Origin of the sequence: Pandoraea terrae (genome assembly GCF_902459695.1) — a bacterium.
Classification (GTDB): Bacteria; Pseudomonadota; Gammaproteobacteria; order Burkholderiales; family Burkholderiaceae; genus Pandoraea; species Pandoraea terrae.
This window is the reverse complement of the sequence record NZ_CABPRZ010000001.1, coordinates 100,212-116,065: the sequence shown is the minus strand read 5'-3', so window position 1 is coordinate 116,065 and position 15,854 is coordinate 100,212. Positions and strand designations below refer to the sequence as shown.

General features: G+C 65.4%; 17 protein-coding genes. 1 reads left to right on the top strand and 16 read right to left on the bottom strand.

Annotation, left to right across the window (positions count from 1 at the left end; all coding sequences use genetic code 11):
- Positions 1-5: 5 nt before the first annotated feature.
- The 16 genes from PTE30175_RS28095 to PTE30175_RS00435 form a co-directional block, all read right to left on the bottom strand.
- On the bottom strand, positions 6-146 hold the full coding sequence (locus tag PTE30175_RS28095) for a hypothetical protein (protein WP_191628724.1): 141 nt from the start codon (positions 144-146) through the stop codon (positions 6-8).
- Positions 143-1,165, bottom strand: coding sequence for an aromatic ring-hydroxylating oxygenase subunit alpha (locus PTE30175_RS00505; protein WP_150695096.1), 1,023 nt, complete (start codon positions 1,163-1,165; stop codon positions 143-145). Before PTE30175_RS00505 ends, PTE30175_RS28095 begins: the two co-directional genes overlap by 4 nt.
- Before the next feature lie 61 nt (positions 1,166-1,226).
- Positions 1,227-1,445 (bottom strand): recombinase-like helix-turn-helix domain-containing protein, encoded by a 219-nt coding sequence (locus PTE30175_RS00500; RefSeq protein ID WP_224788550.1) that lies wholly within the window; start codon positions 1,443-1,445, stop codon positions 1,227-1,229.
- Positions 1,445-1,771 carry a hypothetical protein gene (locus tag PTE30175_RS00495; protein ID WP_150695094.1) on the bottom strand — a complete coding sequence of 109 codons (327 nt, stop codon included), beginning with the start codon at positions 1,769-1,771 and terminating at the stop codon, positions 1,445-1,447. Before PTE30175_RS00495 ends, PTE30175_RS00500 begins: the two co-directional genes overlap by 1 nt.
- Before the next feature lie 9 nt (positions 1,772-1,780).
- Positions 1,781-2,794, bottom strand: a complete 1,014-nt coding sequence (locus tag PTE30175_RS00490; protein ID WP_150695093.1) for an ABC transporter substrate-binding protein — start codon at positions 2,792-2,794, stop codon at positions 1,781-1,783.
- A 49-nt stretch (positions 2,795-2,843) separates the two neighbouring features.
- The gene (locus PTE30175_RS00485) at positions 2,844-4,340 is read right to left on the bottom strand and encodes an aldehyde dehydrogenase (protein ID WP_150695092.1); all 1,497 of its coding nucleotides are present in this window, start codon (positions 4,338-4,340) and stop codon (positions 2,844-2,846) included.
- Positions 4,341-4,364: 24 nt separating this feature from the next.
- A complete protein-coding gene (locus tag PTE30175_RS00480; protein WP_150695091.1) occupies positions 4,365-5,183 on the bottom strand; it encodes an aspartate dehydrogenase in 819 nt (272 codons plus the stop codon).
- Entirely contained in the window at positions 5,176-6,828 is a 1,653-nt protein-coding gene (locus tag PTE30175_RS00475) for a thiamine pyrophosphate-binding protein (protein WP_150695090.1), read from the bottom strand. Before PTE30175_RS00475 ends, PTE30175_RS00480 begins: the two co-directional genes overlap by 8 nt.
- Complete coding sequence (locus PTE30175_RS00470; protein ID WP_150695089.1) at positions 6,821-7,630, bottom strand: SDR family oxidoreductase; 810 nt, start codon at positions 7,628-7,630, stop codon at positions 6,821-6,823. The genes PTE30175_RS00475 and PTE30175_RS00470 overlap by 8 nt, the downstream gene beginning before the upstream one ends.
- Positions 7,627-8,454, bottom strand: a complete 828-nt coding sequence (locus PTE30175_RS00465) for an IclR family transcriptional regulator (protein ID WP_150695380.1) — start codon at positions 8,452-8,454, stop codon at positions 7,627-7,629. The genes PTE30175_RS00470 and PTE30175_RS00465 overlap by 4 nt, the downstream gene beginning before the upstream one ends.
- 118 nt (positions 8,455-8,572) lie before the next feature.
- On the bottom strand, positions 8,573-9,466 hold the full coding sequence (locus tag PTE30175_RS00460) for an alpha/beta fold hydrolase (protein ID WP_150695088.1): 894 nt from the start codon (positions 9,464-9,466) through the stop codon (positions 8,573-8,575).
- A gap of 51 nt (positions 9,467-9,517) precedes the next feature.
- Positions 9,518-10,075, bottom strand: a complete 558-nt coding sequence (locus PTE30175_RS00455; protein WP_150695087.1) for a cupin domain-containing protein — start codon at positions 10,073-10,075, stop codon at positions 9,518-9,520.
- Between the two features lie 29 nt (positions 10,076-10,104).
- On the bottom strand, positions 10,105-10,899 hold the full coding sequence (locus PTE30175_RS00450) for an SDR family oxidoreductase (protein ID WP_224788536.1): 795 nt from the start codon (positions 10,897-10,899) through the stop codon (positions 10,105-10,107).
- A gap of 13 nt (positions 10,900-10,912) precedes the next feature.
- Positions 10,913-11,695: an ABC transporter permease gene (locus tag PTE30175_RS00445; RefSeq protein WP_150695086.1), complete on the bottom strand. Its 783-nt coding sequence runs from the start codon at positions 11,693-11,695 to the stop codon at positions 10,913-10,915.
- A gap of 34 nt (positions 11,696-11,729) precedes the next feature.
- Positions 11,730-12,602 carry an ABC transporter ATP-binding protein gene (locus PTE30175_RS00440; protein ID WP_150695085.1) on the bottom strand — a complete coding sequence of 291 codons (873 nt, stop codon included), beginning with the start codon at positions 12,600-12,602 and terminating at the stop codon, positions 11,730-11,732.
- A 247-nt stretch (positions 12,603-12,849) separates the two neighbouring features.
- Positions 12,850-13,929, bottom strand: a complete 1,080-nt coding sequence (locus PTE30175_RS00435) for a porin (RefSeq protein ID WP_224788549.1) — start codon at positions 13,927-13,929, stop codon at positions 12,850-12,852.
- Between the two features lie 464 nt (positions 13,930-14,393).
- Between PTE30175_RS00435 and PTE30175_RS00430 the strand changes: the two genes are divergently transcribed.
- Positions 14,394-15,785 carry an MFS transporter gene (locus PTE30175_RS00430; RefSeq protein ID WP_150695083.1) on the top strand — a complete coding sequence of 464 codons (1,392 nt, stop codon included), beginning with the start codon at positions 14,394-14,396 and terminating at the stop codon, positions 15,783-15,785.
- The last annotated feature ends 69 nt before the right edge of the window (positions 15,786-15,854 follow it).

Sequence of the window (15,854 nt, the reverse complement as noted above, 5' to 3'; positions counted from 1 at the left end):
CTCATTCAAACAACATGTGACAAATCGATGTCGAGACGCGCGAACGCCTCGATCGCGACACGCAACTCCGGAAACCCAGCCCGCTCACCTTCACCAGCATCGCTGCGAATGCGGCGCACGCTGAGGTGTTCGGAGGCGGCGTTCACGCGTTCTGCATCCGTTCGAGTTCGGCCTTCGCCAGGTTCTTCATGTGACGGCGCAGACGCACGATGCCCATGTCATGCTGATACAGGTGTTCATGCTGATTGGCGTCCGGCTCCATGTCTTCGAGCATCACCCGGTCCTGCTCGAGCACGGCCCAGTGACGCGCCTCAAGACGGCTGCGATACAGGAAGCGCCATGTATCGCGCTGCCAGCCATCGACCTTGCGGCAGCGCCAGTGGAACACGGCGGCCATGTTCGGGCCGATCGGCGTGTAGCTGCCGACGATGATGAAATTGCCGCCAGGGCCGCCCGTCTTCGGATACGGAATTTCAAGACGCATCCAGTGGATACCGGTGTCGGCCCACTCGGTCCAGTCGAAGTTGACGTCGCGCTGACCTTCTTTCTCGAACACGAAGCCCTGCTCCGTGTCGCGGATGCGGAAGGCGGCAGTGTTGTCGCCCTCGGCCATCGAGTGCGATTGCTTGTGCAGGAACGTGCCGTGCATCGGGTCCATCACGTTGTCGAGCACGTAACGGTAGTCGCCCTTCCATTCGGTGTAGCACAGGAACGACGAATATTCGGCAGTCGTGAGTTCGTCCGGCAGCACGAGCGCGGGCGGCGTTTCGACGTGAACGTCGGCGTTGTACATGAAGACCGCGCCATTGCGTTCTTCAACGTGATACGCCTGCGTGGCGCGCGAGCCTTCGAGCTTGCAGCCCGGGCTGCCCGGCACACGCGTGACGACACCGTCGCAACGCACTTGCACGCCGTGATAGCCGCAGGCGATGCGGTCACCCATCACGATGCCTTTCGACAACGGCGCGCCGCGATGCGGGCAATGGTCGTCAAGCGCATAAACCTTGTTGTCCTGGTCGCGCCAGAACACGAGTTTCTTGCCCAAACGGCGCAGCGATACCGGCTCGCGGCCGATCATCGACGACGGACAAATGGGATACCACAAATTCTTCAAACCGCGTTCCAGGATGGCATCGGCGGTAATGACGGGCTGGTGCGTAGTCATGGGGGACCTCTTCGCTTCAATCTTCGCTTCGACTTGTCGGGGGCGTCGGACGCTGCCGCGCTTACTCTTCGGCCAGACGGGCCATTTCCTTGGCAAATCCGTCTTCCGTCCACGCATCGCCTTCCTGCGGGCCCGGGCCCACGCGGTTCAGATAAGCGACGAGGCCGTTCAGATCGTGGATGCCTTGCGCGTAGGCGCGCTCGATGCTGTCGCCGAGCAGGCTTTCATATTGCGTCGGCTCATGGCGCCGCGCTTGATGCGGTTCGAGATATCGGTCCATCATTTCCCTCCATTGCGAACCCGTTCACGAATACGCGCGTGGACGGGGACGAAGTCATAAGTCGGATAGCATTCGGTGCGGAACACGCCCCACGCCGAACGTTCCAGTTCGACGTTGACGACGGGCAGCAGATGCGGCGGCAGTTCGAGCGTGACAATCTGGCCGAAGCCCATTGCCACCGTCCACGACACCACCCGCACGCCTTCGGGCGGGAAGCGCTCCCACCAGTCGGCGGCCTTCAGGCGTGCCTGAAAATCGTCGAGATTGTTCGATTGATCATGCTTCAGGAAAACCGTCAGCAGCATCGTCTCGGGCGTTTGGCTCATGGCCGGTCCTTATTGCACGAACTGGTTGGTGTACAGGTCCGCGGGATTCGTCTTCTCGCGGATCACTTTTTCGGCGAAGTAGAAATCCTGCAGCTTCTGCACGCGCGCCGGATCGAAAGCGCCCAGACGCGCCTGGCCCGGGTACACATTGCGGGCGTAGTACGTCAGCACTTTTTCGATTTCAGCCTCCTTGCCCTTGTAGGCCGGCACCGCGGCGACGTAATCGCGCGTGGCGCTCGCCGGATCCTTCATGATTTCGCCGACAGCGCGCAGCGTGGCATGCACGAACTTGCGGATCATGTCCGGGCGTTTGGCCACGGTTTCATCCGACGCCAGGATCGCCTGCGCCATGCCCGGGAAATATTTGTCGGTCGACGTCATCGTAATCTTCACGCCGGCGTTCTCGATGTTCATGCCCCACTCGGGCGTGCCGACCATCACTTCGGCCTTGCCGGCCGCGACCTGCTGCCAGACGCCGGCCGGGCCCGCGCCCTGAATGTGCGCGTCATTACGCGTGAGCCCGGCGCTGGCGAGCAAGCCCAGCGTGGCATAGAAGCCGGTGTCCTGATACGCGAGAACGGTGATCGTCTTGCCCTTCAGGTCGGCCGGCGACTTGATGTTCGCGTCGTTACGCGTGACCAGCTGGTGCAGCGTACGGCCGCCGAGCAGCGCCACGCCCTTGATCGGAATGCCGTTCGGACGCAGCACGATCGGCGTGTCGCCGAGGCCGCCGCCCAGATCGCCGTTGCCCGAGGCCAATTGCTTACCGACGTCGGCGCCGCCCTGCACGGTCAGGAAACGGACCTGCAGGCCCTCCTGGGCATAGTAGCCCTTCTTGTCCGCCAGCATCAGCGGTGCAAACGCCGGCAGGTTGGCCGGGGCCGGCAACAGATACGTGATCTGCTGCAGCGCCGGTTGGCCGGGTTGTTGCGCCAGGACCGGCACAGCAAGTCCGGCCAGGGTGGCCAGGCCGGCGGCCAGAACGGCGCGGCGCGCCAGGGATGCACGGAGAATCGACAACATGTCTGCCTCGCTCAAAAAAAGTAGGAACGGCAACGCCGTCAGTCAAACGTCAAACTTGCCCCGCCCACGCGAGCGGATGGTCATTCAGGCCCCAGTAGAGACTCTTCTGTTGGGTATATTCCAGCAGGCCGAGACGGCCCTTCTCACGCCCCATGCCGCTGTCCTTCCAGCCGCCGAACGGCGTCGAGATGGAGAACTGCTTGTACGTATTGATCCAGACGGTGCCCGTGTTCAGCGCGCGCGCCATGCGCCAGGCGCGCTTGTAGTCGCACGTCCAGAGACCGGCGGCGAGGCCGAACACGCTGTCGTTCGCTTCGGCCAGCAGATCGGCTTCGCTCTCGAACGGCATCACCGCCAGCACCGGCCCGAAGATTTCTTCCTGGCACATGCGCGCCGTGTTGCTCAGGCCCGCGATGATCGTCGGCTGGTAGAAGTAGCCGTTCTCGCGCCCCTCGCCCGTCGGACGCTCGCCGCCGCACAGCAGGCGGCCGCCTTCGTCCAGGCCGATTGCCACGTAGCGTTCGATCGATTCGCGATGCGACGCTGTCACGAGCGGCCCCATCTGCGTGTCTTCGCGCAGCGGATCGCCCACGCGCAACTGCTTTGCGCCGGCCACAAGACGCGACACGAAGGCGTCGTAGATCGACGCATGCACGAACAGGCGCGAGCCGGCAATGCACGATTCGCCCGACGAGCTGAAAATGCCATACAGCACCCCCGCCACGGCGTGGTCGATGTCCGCATCTTCAAACACGATCGTCGGCGACTTGCCGCCGAGTTCGAGCGACACCGGCATCAACTTTTCCGCCGCAAGGCGCGCAATGCCGCGGCCCACTTCGGTACCGCCGGTGAAGGCCACTTTCCTGACCTTCGGATGACGGACCAGCGCATCGCCGATGACGGAGCCCTTGCCCGGCAATACCGACAGCACGCCGCGCGGCACGCCGGCGGCCTCGCAGATCCGGCCGAGTTCGAGCGACGCGAGCGGCGTCACCTCGGCGGGCTTGAGCACCACGGCGTTGCCAGCCGCCAGTGCCGGCGCAATTTTCTGCGCATCGGACGCGATCGGCGAGTTCCAGGGCGTGATGGCCGCGACGACACCGAGCGGTTCGTGCACGCTCATCGTCAGGAAATCGCCGCGCGACGGCGTCAGGGTTTCCTCGATGGTTTCCAGGCACGCGGCGAAGTAGCGGAATGTACCTGCAGCGCTGGCGACGAGCGCCCGCGTCTCGGAAATCGGCTTGCCGTTGTCGCGGCGTTGCAGATGCGCGAGCGCTTCAGCCCTGGCCTGGATGCCGTCGGCCACGCGATGCAGCACGGCGGCGCGCTGGTGCGGCTTGAGACCAGCCCAGTCGGCGCGACGCCAGGCAGCATCGGCTGCCTCGACGGCTTCTTGCGCATCTTCCGCGCCGGCGGCAGCGATCTCGGCGTTCACGCTCTGATCGGCCGGGTAAAGGGATTCGTAACGGCGGCCGGTACCGGCACGCCACTCGCCCGCGACCAGGATGTCGCTCGGGAAATCTTTCAACAAATCTTGATGACTCATGATCGCGGGTCCTGCTTCGTCAAGTCAGATCACGCAGTTCGCTACGCGGTTGCGCAGCGCACGGATCGCGGAAAACGCCGTCAACGCCGACGTTTTCGGGTTATCGGGCAACGGCTTGCCGCTCATCTCGAGCGACATCTCGCCGAACGCCCCGGAGGCGGCAATGTGATGCACGTTGCGCGTCACCGATGGATCGGCGATCAGGCGCACGCGCGTCCGATCGAGCCCGAGACCGGCCAGCGCAATCGTGGCGGCCACGTTGGCGTTCTTCGGGTACAGCCGGGCCGCATCGCGCGCGCTGCCTTCGAAGATCACCGTGGGCGCCGTCAGTCTCGCGAGATCGCACACTTGCTCGGCGGGCGTACCCTGCCAGCCCAGCGGCGGCTTGCGTCCCGTGTAGACGACTTCATCGAGCCCGCCGTGACGCGCCGAGGCCAATGCGTCGATACCGCCGATGGCGCCCGACAATAGCGTGACGGTCGATGCGCCTTCGCGTGCCGCCGCTTCCAGCGCTTCAAGCAGCGCGACGTCCGACAGGGCGCCGATCGATGCAACGGCGCAATCGATGCCCGCCTTGAGCAGCGGCACGACGTGGCACGACAGCGCGCTGTGCCCCGCGCACTCGAGCACGAAATCCGGACGGCTGCGCAGCGCCGCAGCCGACGACACGACTTCCGTGTCCGCCCCCACCGACTCGCGCACACGGGCGGCGGCGTCTTCCGGCACGATCACGTGGCCGACGCGCAGCAACGGATCGGCTTCGAACGCGTGGTAGACCTTCGAGCCGATCGCGCCGAAGCCGATCAGCGCGACGTCCACCGGGCGATGCAAGGCTTCATGCATGAGCGGGCTCCCGCACCGGCGGGCCGGCGAAGTGCGCGGCGAAATTGCCGACGGACAGCATGTCGACTTCGAGCAGTACCGGGCCGTCGTGGGCCAGTGCTCGCGACACCGCACCCTCCGCCTGATCGATCGACGTGATACGTTCGTGCGTCAGGCCCATGCTCGCGCAGAACGCTGCGAAATCCGGCTGATGCAGTTGCACGTAGTGGCGGCGGCCGCCGTATTGCGCATCCTGAATATTGCGGATGACGCCATAACACTGGTCATTCATCAACACGACCACGAGCGGCGCCTTCTCCTGCACGGCGGTCACGAGTTCGCCGACGTTGACCATCAGGCCGCCGTCGCCGCACAGCGCGACTGTCTTGCGGGCATTGCCGGCCAGCGCCGCGCCGATGCCCATCTGCATGCCCTGGCCAATCCCGCCACCCAGCGCATGCACGCCGGCGCGCGGCGAAAAGATCTTCAGCAGACGGTTGCCCCACGTGCTGTTCGAGATCGTGACGTCGCGCACCCAGTTGAAGTCGCGGCCCAATCCGCCTTGCAGCGCAGCCACGAGCTCACGGTACGGTCCGAGCCCTTCGGCGACTTGCGTCACGGCACGATCACGTGCGGCCGACAGGTCGGCGTGGAACGCCGGGTCGATGGACATGCGGCCTTCCAGACGGTCTGCTAGGGCCTCCAGCACCGACGCCGAATCGCCGTGCACGAACAATTCGTTGTGATAGCCGCGGTTGTCGGCGAGCGCATCGGCGTCGACGCGATACAGCGGCTTGGGCAGGCCGAGCTTGTACTTCAGCGTCTCGTTGCCGCGCAGACGCGAACCGACGACGAGCAACGCGTCGCACGTCTTGTAGAACTGTTCGACGGCCGGGTGCACGTTGAAAGCGCCGAGCGTGGCGGCGTGATCTTCCGGCACGATGCCGCGGCCTTGCACGCTGGTCACGACGCCAAAGCCCATGTCGACCAGACGCTTGACGGCGCTTTGCGCGCCGCGCGCGCCGCCGCCAAGCCACAACAGCGGACGGCGGGCCGAAGCCAACTGATCGGCCAGACGCGCCACACGGGCGTCGTCATGCGTCGGCACCGGGATATGCGGCGCGTCGATGTCGGCCGGCCACGCAATTTCGGCGGCTTGGATATCGATCGGGATTTCCACGCTGACCGGGCCTGTCGGGGCCGTCAGCGCGGCACGCACGGCCTCGCGCAGCGTTGCGAGCGCCGTGTCGGCGGTGCGAACGCGAAAGGCGGCCTTCGAAATCGACGTCAGCATCGTCAGCTGGTCCGGCGCTTCGTGGATATAGGCGAGATCGCGGTCCAGATACTCGGTCTCGATCTGCCCCGTGATGTGCAACACCGGCGTGCCGGCCGTGAGCGCTTCGACCATCGCGCCGGCGGCGTTGCCCGCGGCTGTGCCGGTACTGGTGAAGGCAACACCGAGACCGCCCGTGACACGCGCCAGGCCGTCAGCCATGTTGACGGCGCCGGCTTCGCCGCGCGCGCCGACGTAGCGGATTTTCTCGCGGCGTGCAATTGCGTCGAGAATCGGCATGTTGTGAATCGAGATCACGCCGAACGCGGTCGCGACACCGTTTTGCTCGAGAAACGCGGCGATCAGTTCGCCGACGGTGGTGGTGTTAGACATGTCTTGCCAAGCCTCCGGATACATCGATATGGCTGCCCGTCGTATAGGACGACAGCGGACTCGCCAGGAAAAAGATTGCCGATGCGGCTTCTTCGGGCCGCCCCAGGCGTTGCAACTGAATCTGCTTCTTTCGTGCCAGATTGCCGGTCCATGCTTCCCAGCTCTGGCCCGGCTCGGCCTCTGCCGCAAAACGGCGGCGCCATTGGCCTGATTCGACCAGTCCGATCAAAATCGAATTGACGCGCACGTTGTCCGGCGCGAATTCCGTCGCCAGTGAACGCACGAGGTTCTGAATGCCCGCGCGCGCCGAAGACGTCGCCACCATGTGCGGCTCCGGCTGCAAGGCAAGCAGCGAGTTCACGCAGACAATCGCGGCCTGGCCCTGCGCGCGTGCCGCATCGCGCAACATCGGCAGGAAGGCGCGCGTCGGACGAATGATGCTGAAATACTTCAGTTCCAGTTCTTCGCGCCATGCCTCGTCCGTCGTGTCCTCGAACTTCGAGACGCGACCTTGTCCGGCGTTGTTGACGAGCATGTCGACGCGACCGAATTCGCCCTGCACCCGGGCGGCCAGGCCCGCCATGCCGTCGGCGGACAGGACGTCGCATTGCGCAGCGATCAGGCGCGCGTCCGGATGGCGTTCGCGCAGATGCGCTTCGGCCTGCGCGAGGCGCTCGCCATTACGCCCGCAGATGGCGACGGACGCGCCGGCGTCGAGCAGACGGTCGGCGCTCGCCAGGCCGATGCCGGAGGAGCCGCCGGTCACGACGGCGGCGCGGTCGGAGAGGTCGATCTTGATCATTTCAATCCCAGTGACTTCATATAGGGGGAGGTGCGGCCGTCCCGGTCATCCCTTGCCGGCCGGTAATTCAAGCAGTGCGACAACTCGTCGGCGGCGTGCCGGACCTGTTCGATCAGGCCGGCGTCGAGCATGGCCGGGTCGATATCGGCGCGCGGAATCGTCACCGTGACCGCCGCGCAAATCCGGCCCGTGTCGTTGCGCACCGGCGCGCTGATCACGGAGATGCCGCGCTCGAACGACGATGCCGACACGGCATAGCCACGCTCGGCGTCTTCGCGCACGCGCTCGTACAGCGCCGCCACTGTTGCCGGCGTCTGCGGTGTGTACTTCTCGAGCGTCTTTTCCGGATACAGCGTCTTCAGTTCATTCAAGGTCAGGTCGCCCATCAGCACGTGGCCGTGGACCGTTGCGTGCGCCGGAAGGCGCGTGCCGACGTTGACCTTGATTGAATTGAAGACGCCCGCCACGCTTTGCGCCTTGGCCACGAACACGATGTCGCGCCCGTCGCGGATGACGATGTGGCTCGTCAATTGCGTGGCGTCGCGCAGGCGTTCGAGGATCGGAATGCCGAGATCGGTCAATTCGAGCGAGCTCAGGTACTCAAAGCCCAGGCGCAACACCGCCACGCCCAGGCGAAAGTTCTTTTCGCCGCCGGCGCGCTCGAGGAAACCCATGGCTTCGAGCGTCTGCAGCAGACGGAACACGGTCGTACGCGGAATCCCCAGACGTTGCGCCAGTTCGGGCGCGCCGAACACCGGCTCGCGCGGCGAGAATTGGGTCAGGATGCGCAGGCCGCGTTCGAGCCCCGGCACCAGATAACGCATTTCGCCGGTGGCCGCATTTGCGGCGTTTGCGTCTTCCACGAGTTCCGCGCCTTGCCGCATTTCGATGTCGTCGGCGGCGTCCATTTCCACCGCTTCGGCTTTCGTTGCACGAACCATATCAACGGCCTCCTGCGCGCACGCGGCCGATGAGCTCGGCGAGCAACGCGTTGAGTAACTCAGGCGCCTCGATATATGAGGCGTGACCGGCATGGTCGATGACGCGCAACGGCACGCCCGCGGCGTCGGCGATCGTGCCGCAGCCGCCGGGCGGCGTGACAGCATCGGACGCCCCGACGGCGACGGCGACCGGATGGCCGCCCGCCGCGACGTACGCAGCGAGATCCTCAGCAAGATCGGCGTTGGCGAGCAAATGTGTCGCCTGCCGATAGCCTTCCGGCAAGATGCGCGCCATATTCCACTTCACCCATGCACGCGCTTGCTCGCCGGCCTCCGGCGCGACAAGATTGTCGCTGCGCTGGGCGGCCATGCCTTCCGGGCCGAGCGCGGCGAGCATCGCCAGACGCGCATCGCGCTTGCCCGCGCGCACGGTCGCGTCGGCACGGCCATAACCGGCGGCGGGCGAGCACAGGAACAGCCCGCGCACCCGTTGCGGCCAGCGCTTGGCGAACGACGCCGCCATGATCGCGCCGAGCGAATGCCCGACGAGCACGACGTCCGTCAACCCCAGGGCCGTGAGCCACGCGTTGAGCGCTGCGGCGTAATCCTCGGCCTGCGGCTCGGCGGCGGCGACGGGCGTGCTGCCGCCATAGCCCGGGGCATCCCATGCATAAAGCGTCGCGGCGAGGCCGGGGGCTTCGAACTGGGCCAACCACGACGCCGCGCCCGATCCGATGCCGTGCAGCAACACCACCGGCACGCCGCCTTCGCCCGCCATGCGGTAGCCGATGGTGCCGGCCGCCGTGGCGACGGTGCGATAGGGGAACGCGGCCAGGCGCGCCGCGAGCGATGCGGCGGCGGTGTCGGGCGTTACGGTATTGGCTTGCGCTTGCATGATGGATATCGGAATTTTTCGGGGCAATCTGCGGACCGGCGGCCGGCGGTCTTACTTTGCTTCGCGCTTGATCTTGGCAAGCGGCGAATCGGGCGGGTACGTCGGCGTGATCGGCTTGTTCGAGCCGAGCATCACGCACATCAACGCGTCTTCGTCGCCGATGTTGATTTCCGTGCGGTACACGCCGGGGGGCACCGAGATCAGGTCGCGCTCGCCGAGCGTGGCTTCCCACGTCTGGCCGTCCTTCTCGCAGACCACCTTGATCTTGCCGCGCAGCACGAAGAAGATTTCCTCGACGTCGATATGAATGTGGCTCGGACCGATGTTGCCGGCCGGGATGACCATCGTCGAGAACGTGAAATGACCGGCCGGAACGGTGTTGGTGTCCGCTGCCACGCCGGTGCCGCCAGTGCCCACATAGCGCATTTGCGCACGGCGGTACTTCGGATCGTAGTCGGCCTGGAACTTGAGGGCATCCCAGTCGTACTTGCGGGTCGCGAAACGCGCCACGCGCGAGTCCAGCCAGTCGCCGAACGCGACATTCTCGGGCTGGGTCCAGCTATCCACGGCGGCGGGCGTGGCGGTGTTGATGACTTCGGCTTGCGCCATTTTCAGACTCCTTGGAGGCGTTGCGAATTTCAGTACATAACGAAGCCGCCGTTGACCGGCAGCACTTGGCCGGTCACAAAGCGCGCCGCGTCGGAAAGCAGGAACAGCACCGGGCCGGTGACATCGTCGGGCACTTGTGCACGCGGCAACGCCCGGCCTTCGAGGTAATAGCGATGCCGCTCGGCCGGTACGTAGGCAGTTGCCTCGACTTCGACGAGCCCCGGCGCGATGGCGTTGACAGTGATCCCGGCGTCGCCAAATTCGCGCGCGAGCGTGCGCGTCATGGCGATCACCGCGCCTTTGCTGGCGGTGTATGCCAGCAGACGCGGTGCGCCCCACAGCGCGGTGTCGGACGCGATGTTGACGACACGCCCGTTGGAGGACGCACGCAGGAACGGCAGCGCCGCCATCGTCATGAGCCACGTGCCGCGCACGTTCACGTCCATGACGGCATCCCACGTCTCGATGGTCAGTTGATCGGCGGTCTTGCCGCCGGAATTGGTGATCGCGCCGTTGTTGACGAGCGCGTCGATGCCGCCCATCTGCGCCGCCGCGGCTTGCGCGGCACGTTCGACCGACTCCGCGTCGCGCAGATCGACGGCCACGAACGCCACCGGCGCGCCGGCGGCGGCCAGTTCAGCGGCGAGCGCACGGCCCGCGTCTTCGAGGATGTCGGCGATCACGACCTGCGCGCCCACGGCGGCTGCCGCGCGCACGAACGCAGCGCCTAGCCCTCGCGCGCCGCCCGTGATCAGGATCTTGCGGCCAGCCAGCGTAGGCAGGCTTTTCGGATCGAGCGGTGCAATGTCAAGGTTATCGCTCACGACGGACTCCGTATCAGGCGATGTTCATGGCGGCGCGCGGCACGTAGTGCAGCGCACGGCGCTCGAGCCATACGACGGCGGCGTAGGCCGCGATGCCGATGACCGTCAGCCCCGCGATGGCGACGAACACCATGGCCGTATTGCCCTGGCCTTCGCCGTAGACGAGCAGATAGCCGAGTCCGCGATCCCCACCAACGAGCTCGCCGACCGTCACGCCGATCACGGCGAGCGTCGAGGCAATGCGCAGGCCGGCGAAAAGCGCCTGCATGGCCGACGGAAACTCGACGAAGCGGAAGATCTGCCAGCGGCGGCCGCACAGGGCGCGCACCAGATTGACCATGTCCGGATCGACCGAACGCACGGCGCCGAGCACGTTGATCATCACCGGGAAGAACACGATCAGCACGGCGACGAGGATCTTCGGATAGACCGTGTAGCCCATCCACATCACGAACAGCGGCGCGAAGGCCACCTTCGGCGCGATCTGCAGCGCGAGGATATACGGCGAGAGCATGGCTTCGGTCGAGGGCGACAGGCCGAGCACCACGCCGATCAGGACGCCGAGCGCCGAGCCGATCACGAAGCCCGCGACGACTTCTAGCGCGGTCACGCCGATATGCGTCCAGAGGTTCTCCGCGCCGAACATCCGTACGCCCTCGACGAGCGTGGAGGACAACTTCGGCAGAACGAATTCGGGCACGCCGAACGCGCTCGGGCCCCATTGCCACAGGGCCGCGAAGATCAGCAGCAGCACGAGGCTGCCGGCGGTCAATTGGGCTTTGTTCAAGGCTTTCATAACTGGCTTTCCGTGAATGAGGTCGGCGCGGGGCTCAACCGAGATGGTCGTTGCGGCCGACCTTGAGCAGATCCATCAGGTGCGCGACGTAGTCGTTCATGCCGTGTTGCTTGCGGCGCTCGATCGGGTTGTCGCGGTACGGCAGGTCGATCCTGATTTCCTCGATGATCGTGCCCGGGCGCTCGCTCATCACGAACACGCGGTCCGACAATGCGATCGCTTCGGCCAGATCGTGGGTGATCATCAACGCGGTCTTGCCTTCTGCGGCCAACATCTGCGCGAGATCTTGCTGCAGCACCATCTTGGTTTGCGCGTCGAGCGCGGAGAACGGTTCGTCCATCAGCAGCACGTCGGGTTCGATGGCCAGCGTGCGGGCCAGCGCTGCGCGCTGGCGCATGCCGCCGGACAGTTGATGCGGGTAATGGTGTTCAAAGTTCTTGAGATGGCACTTCTCGAGCAGGCGCGTGGCCGCTGCCGCGCGCTCGGCCTTGCTGCGCCCGCGGATCTGCATGCCGAGTTCCACGTTCGCCTGAATCGAGCGCCACGGCATCAGCAGGTCCTTCTGCAGCATGAACGCAACTTGTTGCGACGGACCTTTGACCTGGCGCCCGGCCAGCAGCACCTGTCCTTCGCTCGGCGCGTACAGGCCTGCCCCCATATTGAGCAGTGTGCTCTTGCCGCAGCCGCTCGGGCCGATCAGCGACACGAACTCGCCGGGCTGGATGGCGAGCGACACATTCGTGACGGCCGTCATTTCGCCCTTGCCCTGGCGATTGGCGAACCGTCGCGTCACGCCGCGATATTCAATGGCGAACGGCGACGGCGCCGTGGCGCCGTGCGGTGAGCGAGCGTCGGCGGACAGCACGTCCGCAACATTCGTCTCTTCCAACTTCATCGACCTGAGCATGGGAAACCACCGTGATTCTGGATGTTCAACTTGCCTTTGGCGGCGGAGGTCTTCGTCTCTCGCTCACCCGGATTGCTGCTACTGCGTCTTGTCTTGCTTCGTTTCACATATGAAACGATGATTTACTAATGGATCAATTATAGGATGAGCTTTTCGAAGTCAAAATGATTTTTTGATTAGGGGAAACCCGGGGTACGGCGAACCGCCTCTGGTGTGCAAGCGGAGGCGGCGAGGCCTCCGCTGCGGCTTAGAACGAGTGGTGCATCCCGGTCATGACGACCAGCTGGCCCGACGTCGACGACGGGCTGATCGTGTTGACGGCCGTGACTGCGCCATTGCCGCTGGCGTGCTGATACACGCCGCTCACGTAGACTTGCGTACGCTTGGACAGCGAATACACGTCACCCAGTTGCACCTGCGTCCAGCGCTTGCCCGACAGCGTCGTATTGGCCACGCCGAAGGTGATCTGATTCGCGGCGCCCGTCGCGAAGTTCGCTCCGCCGTCCCACGACTGGTACGTATCGCTCTGCCCCGGCGACTCGAGCTTCACGCGCGTGTAGAGCGCATGCAGCAGCCACGGTCCGATGACGTACGACAACCCCGCGCCCATGTTCTGCACGTTCGACGCGGCATAGGTGCCCACCGGCTGCCCCTGGAACGTCGGCCCACCGAGCACGGCCACGTTCGGCGTGCGGTTGTTCTCGTTCGAGTAAACCACCGACGCCTTGAACGGACCGTTCGCGTAGTTCGCGCCGACACTGTATTTGCGGCCGACCGCGAAGTTCGTGGTGTTGCCGAACGCGAACATGCCGGCGAACTTCAGGCCGGCGAAATCGGGCGTGACGTAGCGCACCGCATTGTCGATCTGCACGACCGAGGTGTTCGCGAGTTCGTCGATATTGCCCGGGTGGAACATGTACCAGTTCTGGCCCAGGTAGGCGGTCGAGTAGGGACCGAGCCAGTCGAAGTTGAACGGCGTCATGTGGCCGATCGTCACCGTGCCGAGGCGGTCCGACTGCAGACCGACCCATGATTGGCGGTTGAACATCGCGCCGGCCTTGATCGTGTTGCCCGTGAGCGTCGAAAAGCCATTCTCGAGCAGGAAGATCGCCTTGTTGCCGCCGCCCAGGTCTTCGCTGCCGCGCAAGCCCCAGCGATCCGGCTGCGCGCCGCCCTGCTCCGCGATCCAGTTGGCGTGGCCAGCCTGATTGCTGATGTACGCCACGCCCGCATCGAGACTGCCGTACAGCGTGACGCTGCTTTGGGCATGCGCCGCCGCCGCGCCCGCCGCGAGCAATGCCGCCGCCGCCAGTCTCGAAAACTTCATGCCGGCCCGGCTGCGCATCGCCCGCCCCGTCGGAAACCGCTTCATCTGTGTACTCCTGTTATTCGATTGCGTGGGAGGTGATCCACGAGTCCCGATCGCATCGCTCCCCAGCGTTGCGCCTTCGCCCTATGTTCCACCTATGAAACGTTGGATTAAATATGGAACCAACTGAGTGAAGCTTAGGCGAAGGGGCCGTTCAGTTGCGCAGCGGAGATGCCCGGATTGGCGACAGGAATTTGTCGTGGTAATTCGCGCGCGATCCGGGATCCGGCAGGCGTAATCAGTCGCCGCACGCAAAATCGAAACCATGTTTCGACATGCAAAACGCGGCGTACGAAGCGTGGTGCCCCGCCCGGCATGGGTTTCCGGGCTGTCGCGAGGCGGGTTGCGATTTTTCGGCATCATGACGGACTTGTCATGGGGCAGTGCTGCGCCGCCCCGAGTCCGGAACGTACGATTTCATCATGCCCCAAGCCCTCACCGACGGAATGCCGATGCCGCAGCGCATCTGGGCCGTCGTCACCATCGTGCTCGCGCTTTCGCTGGCCGTGCTCGACAGTTCGATCGCCAACGTGGCGTTGCCGACCATCGCGCGCGACCTGAACGCCAGCCCGGCGACCTCGATCTGGGTCGTCAACGCCTATCAACTCGCGATCACGATCTCCCTGCTGCCGCTGGCCGCCCTCGGCGACATCGTCGGCTACCGCAGGATCTACCGCGTTGGCCTCGCGCTTTTCACGCTGGCGTCGCTCGCCTGCGCCCTGTCCGACTCGCTGGCGACACTGACGCTCGCCCGCGTGGCGCAAGGGTTTGGTGCGGCCGGCATCATGAGCGTCAACACAGCGCTGGTGCGCAACATCTATCCGAGCCGGTTGCTGGGCCGCGGCGTGGCGTTGAACGCGCTGGTGGTCGCCATCTCAAGCGCCGCCGGGCCGACGATCGCCGCCGGTGTGCTGGCCGTCGCCCACTGGCCGTGGCTCTTCGCGATCAACGTGCCGATCGGCCTGATCGCGTTCGCCATCGCCATGCGCGCATTGCCCGACAGCGCCCGGTCGCCGCATCCGTTCGACTGGATCGGGGCCATCCTGAGCGCGTTGACGTTCGGCCTCATGATTTCCGGCATCGACGCCTTCGGGCATGGCCAAAGCGGCGCGATGATCGCGGCGGAACTCGGGCTCGCGGTGCTGATCGGCTTCGTGTTCGTGCGCCGCCAATTGTCCCAGCCGGTGCCGCTGCTGCCGGTCGACCTGCTGCGGATCCCCATCTTCGCGTTGTCGATCTGCACCTCGATCGCCTCGTTCGCGGCGCAGATGCTGGCTTTCGTCTGCCTGCCCTTTTTCCTGCAGGAAACGCTCGGCTTCGACCATGTGCAAACGGGCTTGCTGATGACCGCATGGCCGCTGACGATCGTCGTCGTCGCGCCACTGTCCGGGCGGCTTGTCGAGCACTACAAGCCCGGATTGCTCGGCGCGATCGGCCTGGCCGCCTTCGCTGCGGGCCTGACCGCCCTGGCCATGCTGCCCGCGCAGCCGGCGTCGTTCGACATCATCTGGCGCATGGCGCTGTGCGGCGCAGGCTTCGGCCTGTTTCAATCGCCCAACAACTACGCGATGCTGTCGTCAGCCCCGCGCCATCGCAGCGGTGGCGCAAGCGGCATGCTGGGCACCGCCCGGCTGACCGGCCAGACGACCGGCGCCGCGCTCGTCGCCCTGATCTTCGGCATAGCGCCCCATATGGACGGCACGCGCATCGCGCTGTTCGCCGCCGCCGCCTTCGCCGCCGTGGCCGCCATCGTGAGCAGCTTGCGGACGATGCCGAACACGGTCACCGAACCGCATGCAGACAGCGGCCATTGAACGCGTCACGGCGCCGACCGCCGCGCGTGCTACACTGCCGAGTTTTACGGCTCTTTCGGGCCCGCACGT

Coding starts and splice junctions, on each gene's coding strand:
- PTE30175_RS00505 (WP_150695096.1), bottom strand. CDS start 1,165: ATGACTACGCACCAGCCCGTCATTACCGCCGATGCCATCCTGGAACGC.
- PTE30175_RS00500 (WP_224788550.1), bottom strand. CDS start 1,445: ATGGACCGATATCTCGAACCGCATCAAGCGCGGCGCCATGAGCCGACG.
- PTE30175_RS00495 (WP_150695094.1), bottom strand. CDS start 1,771: ATGAGCCAAACGCCCGAGACGATGCTGCTGACGGTTTTCCTGAAGCAT.
- PTE30175_RS00490 (WP_150695093.1), bottom strand. CDS start 2,794: ATGTTGTCGATTCTCCGTGCATCCCTGGCGCGCCGCGCCGTTCTGGCC.
- PTE30175_RS00485 (WP_150695092.1), bottom strand. CDS start 4,340: ATGAGTCATCAAGATTTGTTGAAAGATTTCCCGAGCGACATCCTGGTC.
- PTE30175_RS00480 (WP_150695091.1), bottom strand. CDS start 5,183: ATGCATGAAGCCTTGCATCGCCCGGTGGACGTCGCGCTGATCGGCTTC.
- PTE30175_RS00475 (WP_150695090.1), bottom strand. CDS start 6,828: ATGTCTAACACCACCACCGTCGGCGAACTGATCGCCGCGTTTCTCGAG.
- PTE30175_RS00470 (WP_150695089.1), bottom strand. CDS start 7,630: ATGATCAAGATCGACCTCTCCGACCGCGCCGCCGTCGTGACCGGCGGC.
- PTE30175_RS00465 (WP_150695380.1), bottom strand. CDS start 8,454: ATGCGTTATCTGGTGCCGGGGCTCGAACGCGGCCTGCGCATCCTGACC.
- PTE30175_RS00460 (WP_150695088.1), bottom strand. CDS start 9,466: ATGCAAGCGCAAGCCAATACCGTAACGCCCGACACCGCCGCCGCATCG.
- PTE30175_RS00455 (WP_150695087.1), bottom strand. CDS start 10,075: ATGGCGCAAGCCGAAGTCATCAACACCGCCACGCCCGCCGCCGTGGAT.
- PTE30175_RS00445 (WP_150695086.1), bottom strand. CDS start 11,695: ATGAAAGCCTTGAACAAAGCCCAATTGACCGCCGGCAGCCTCGTGCTG.
- PTE30175_RS00440 (WP_150695085.1), bottom strand. CDS start 12,602: ATGCTCAGGTCGATGAAGTTGGAAGAGACGAATGTTGCGGACGTGCTG.
- PTE30175_RS00435 (WP_224788549.1), bottom strand. CDS start 13,929: ATGAAGTTTTCGAGACTGGCGGCGGCGGCATTGCTCGCGGCGGGCGCG.
- PTE30175_RS00430 (WP_150695083.1), top strand. CDS start 14,394: ATGCCCCAAGCCCTCACCGACGGAATGCCGATGCCGCAGCGCATCTGG.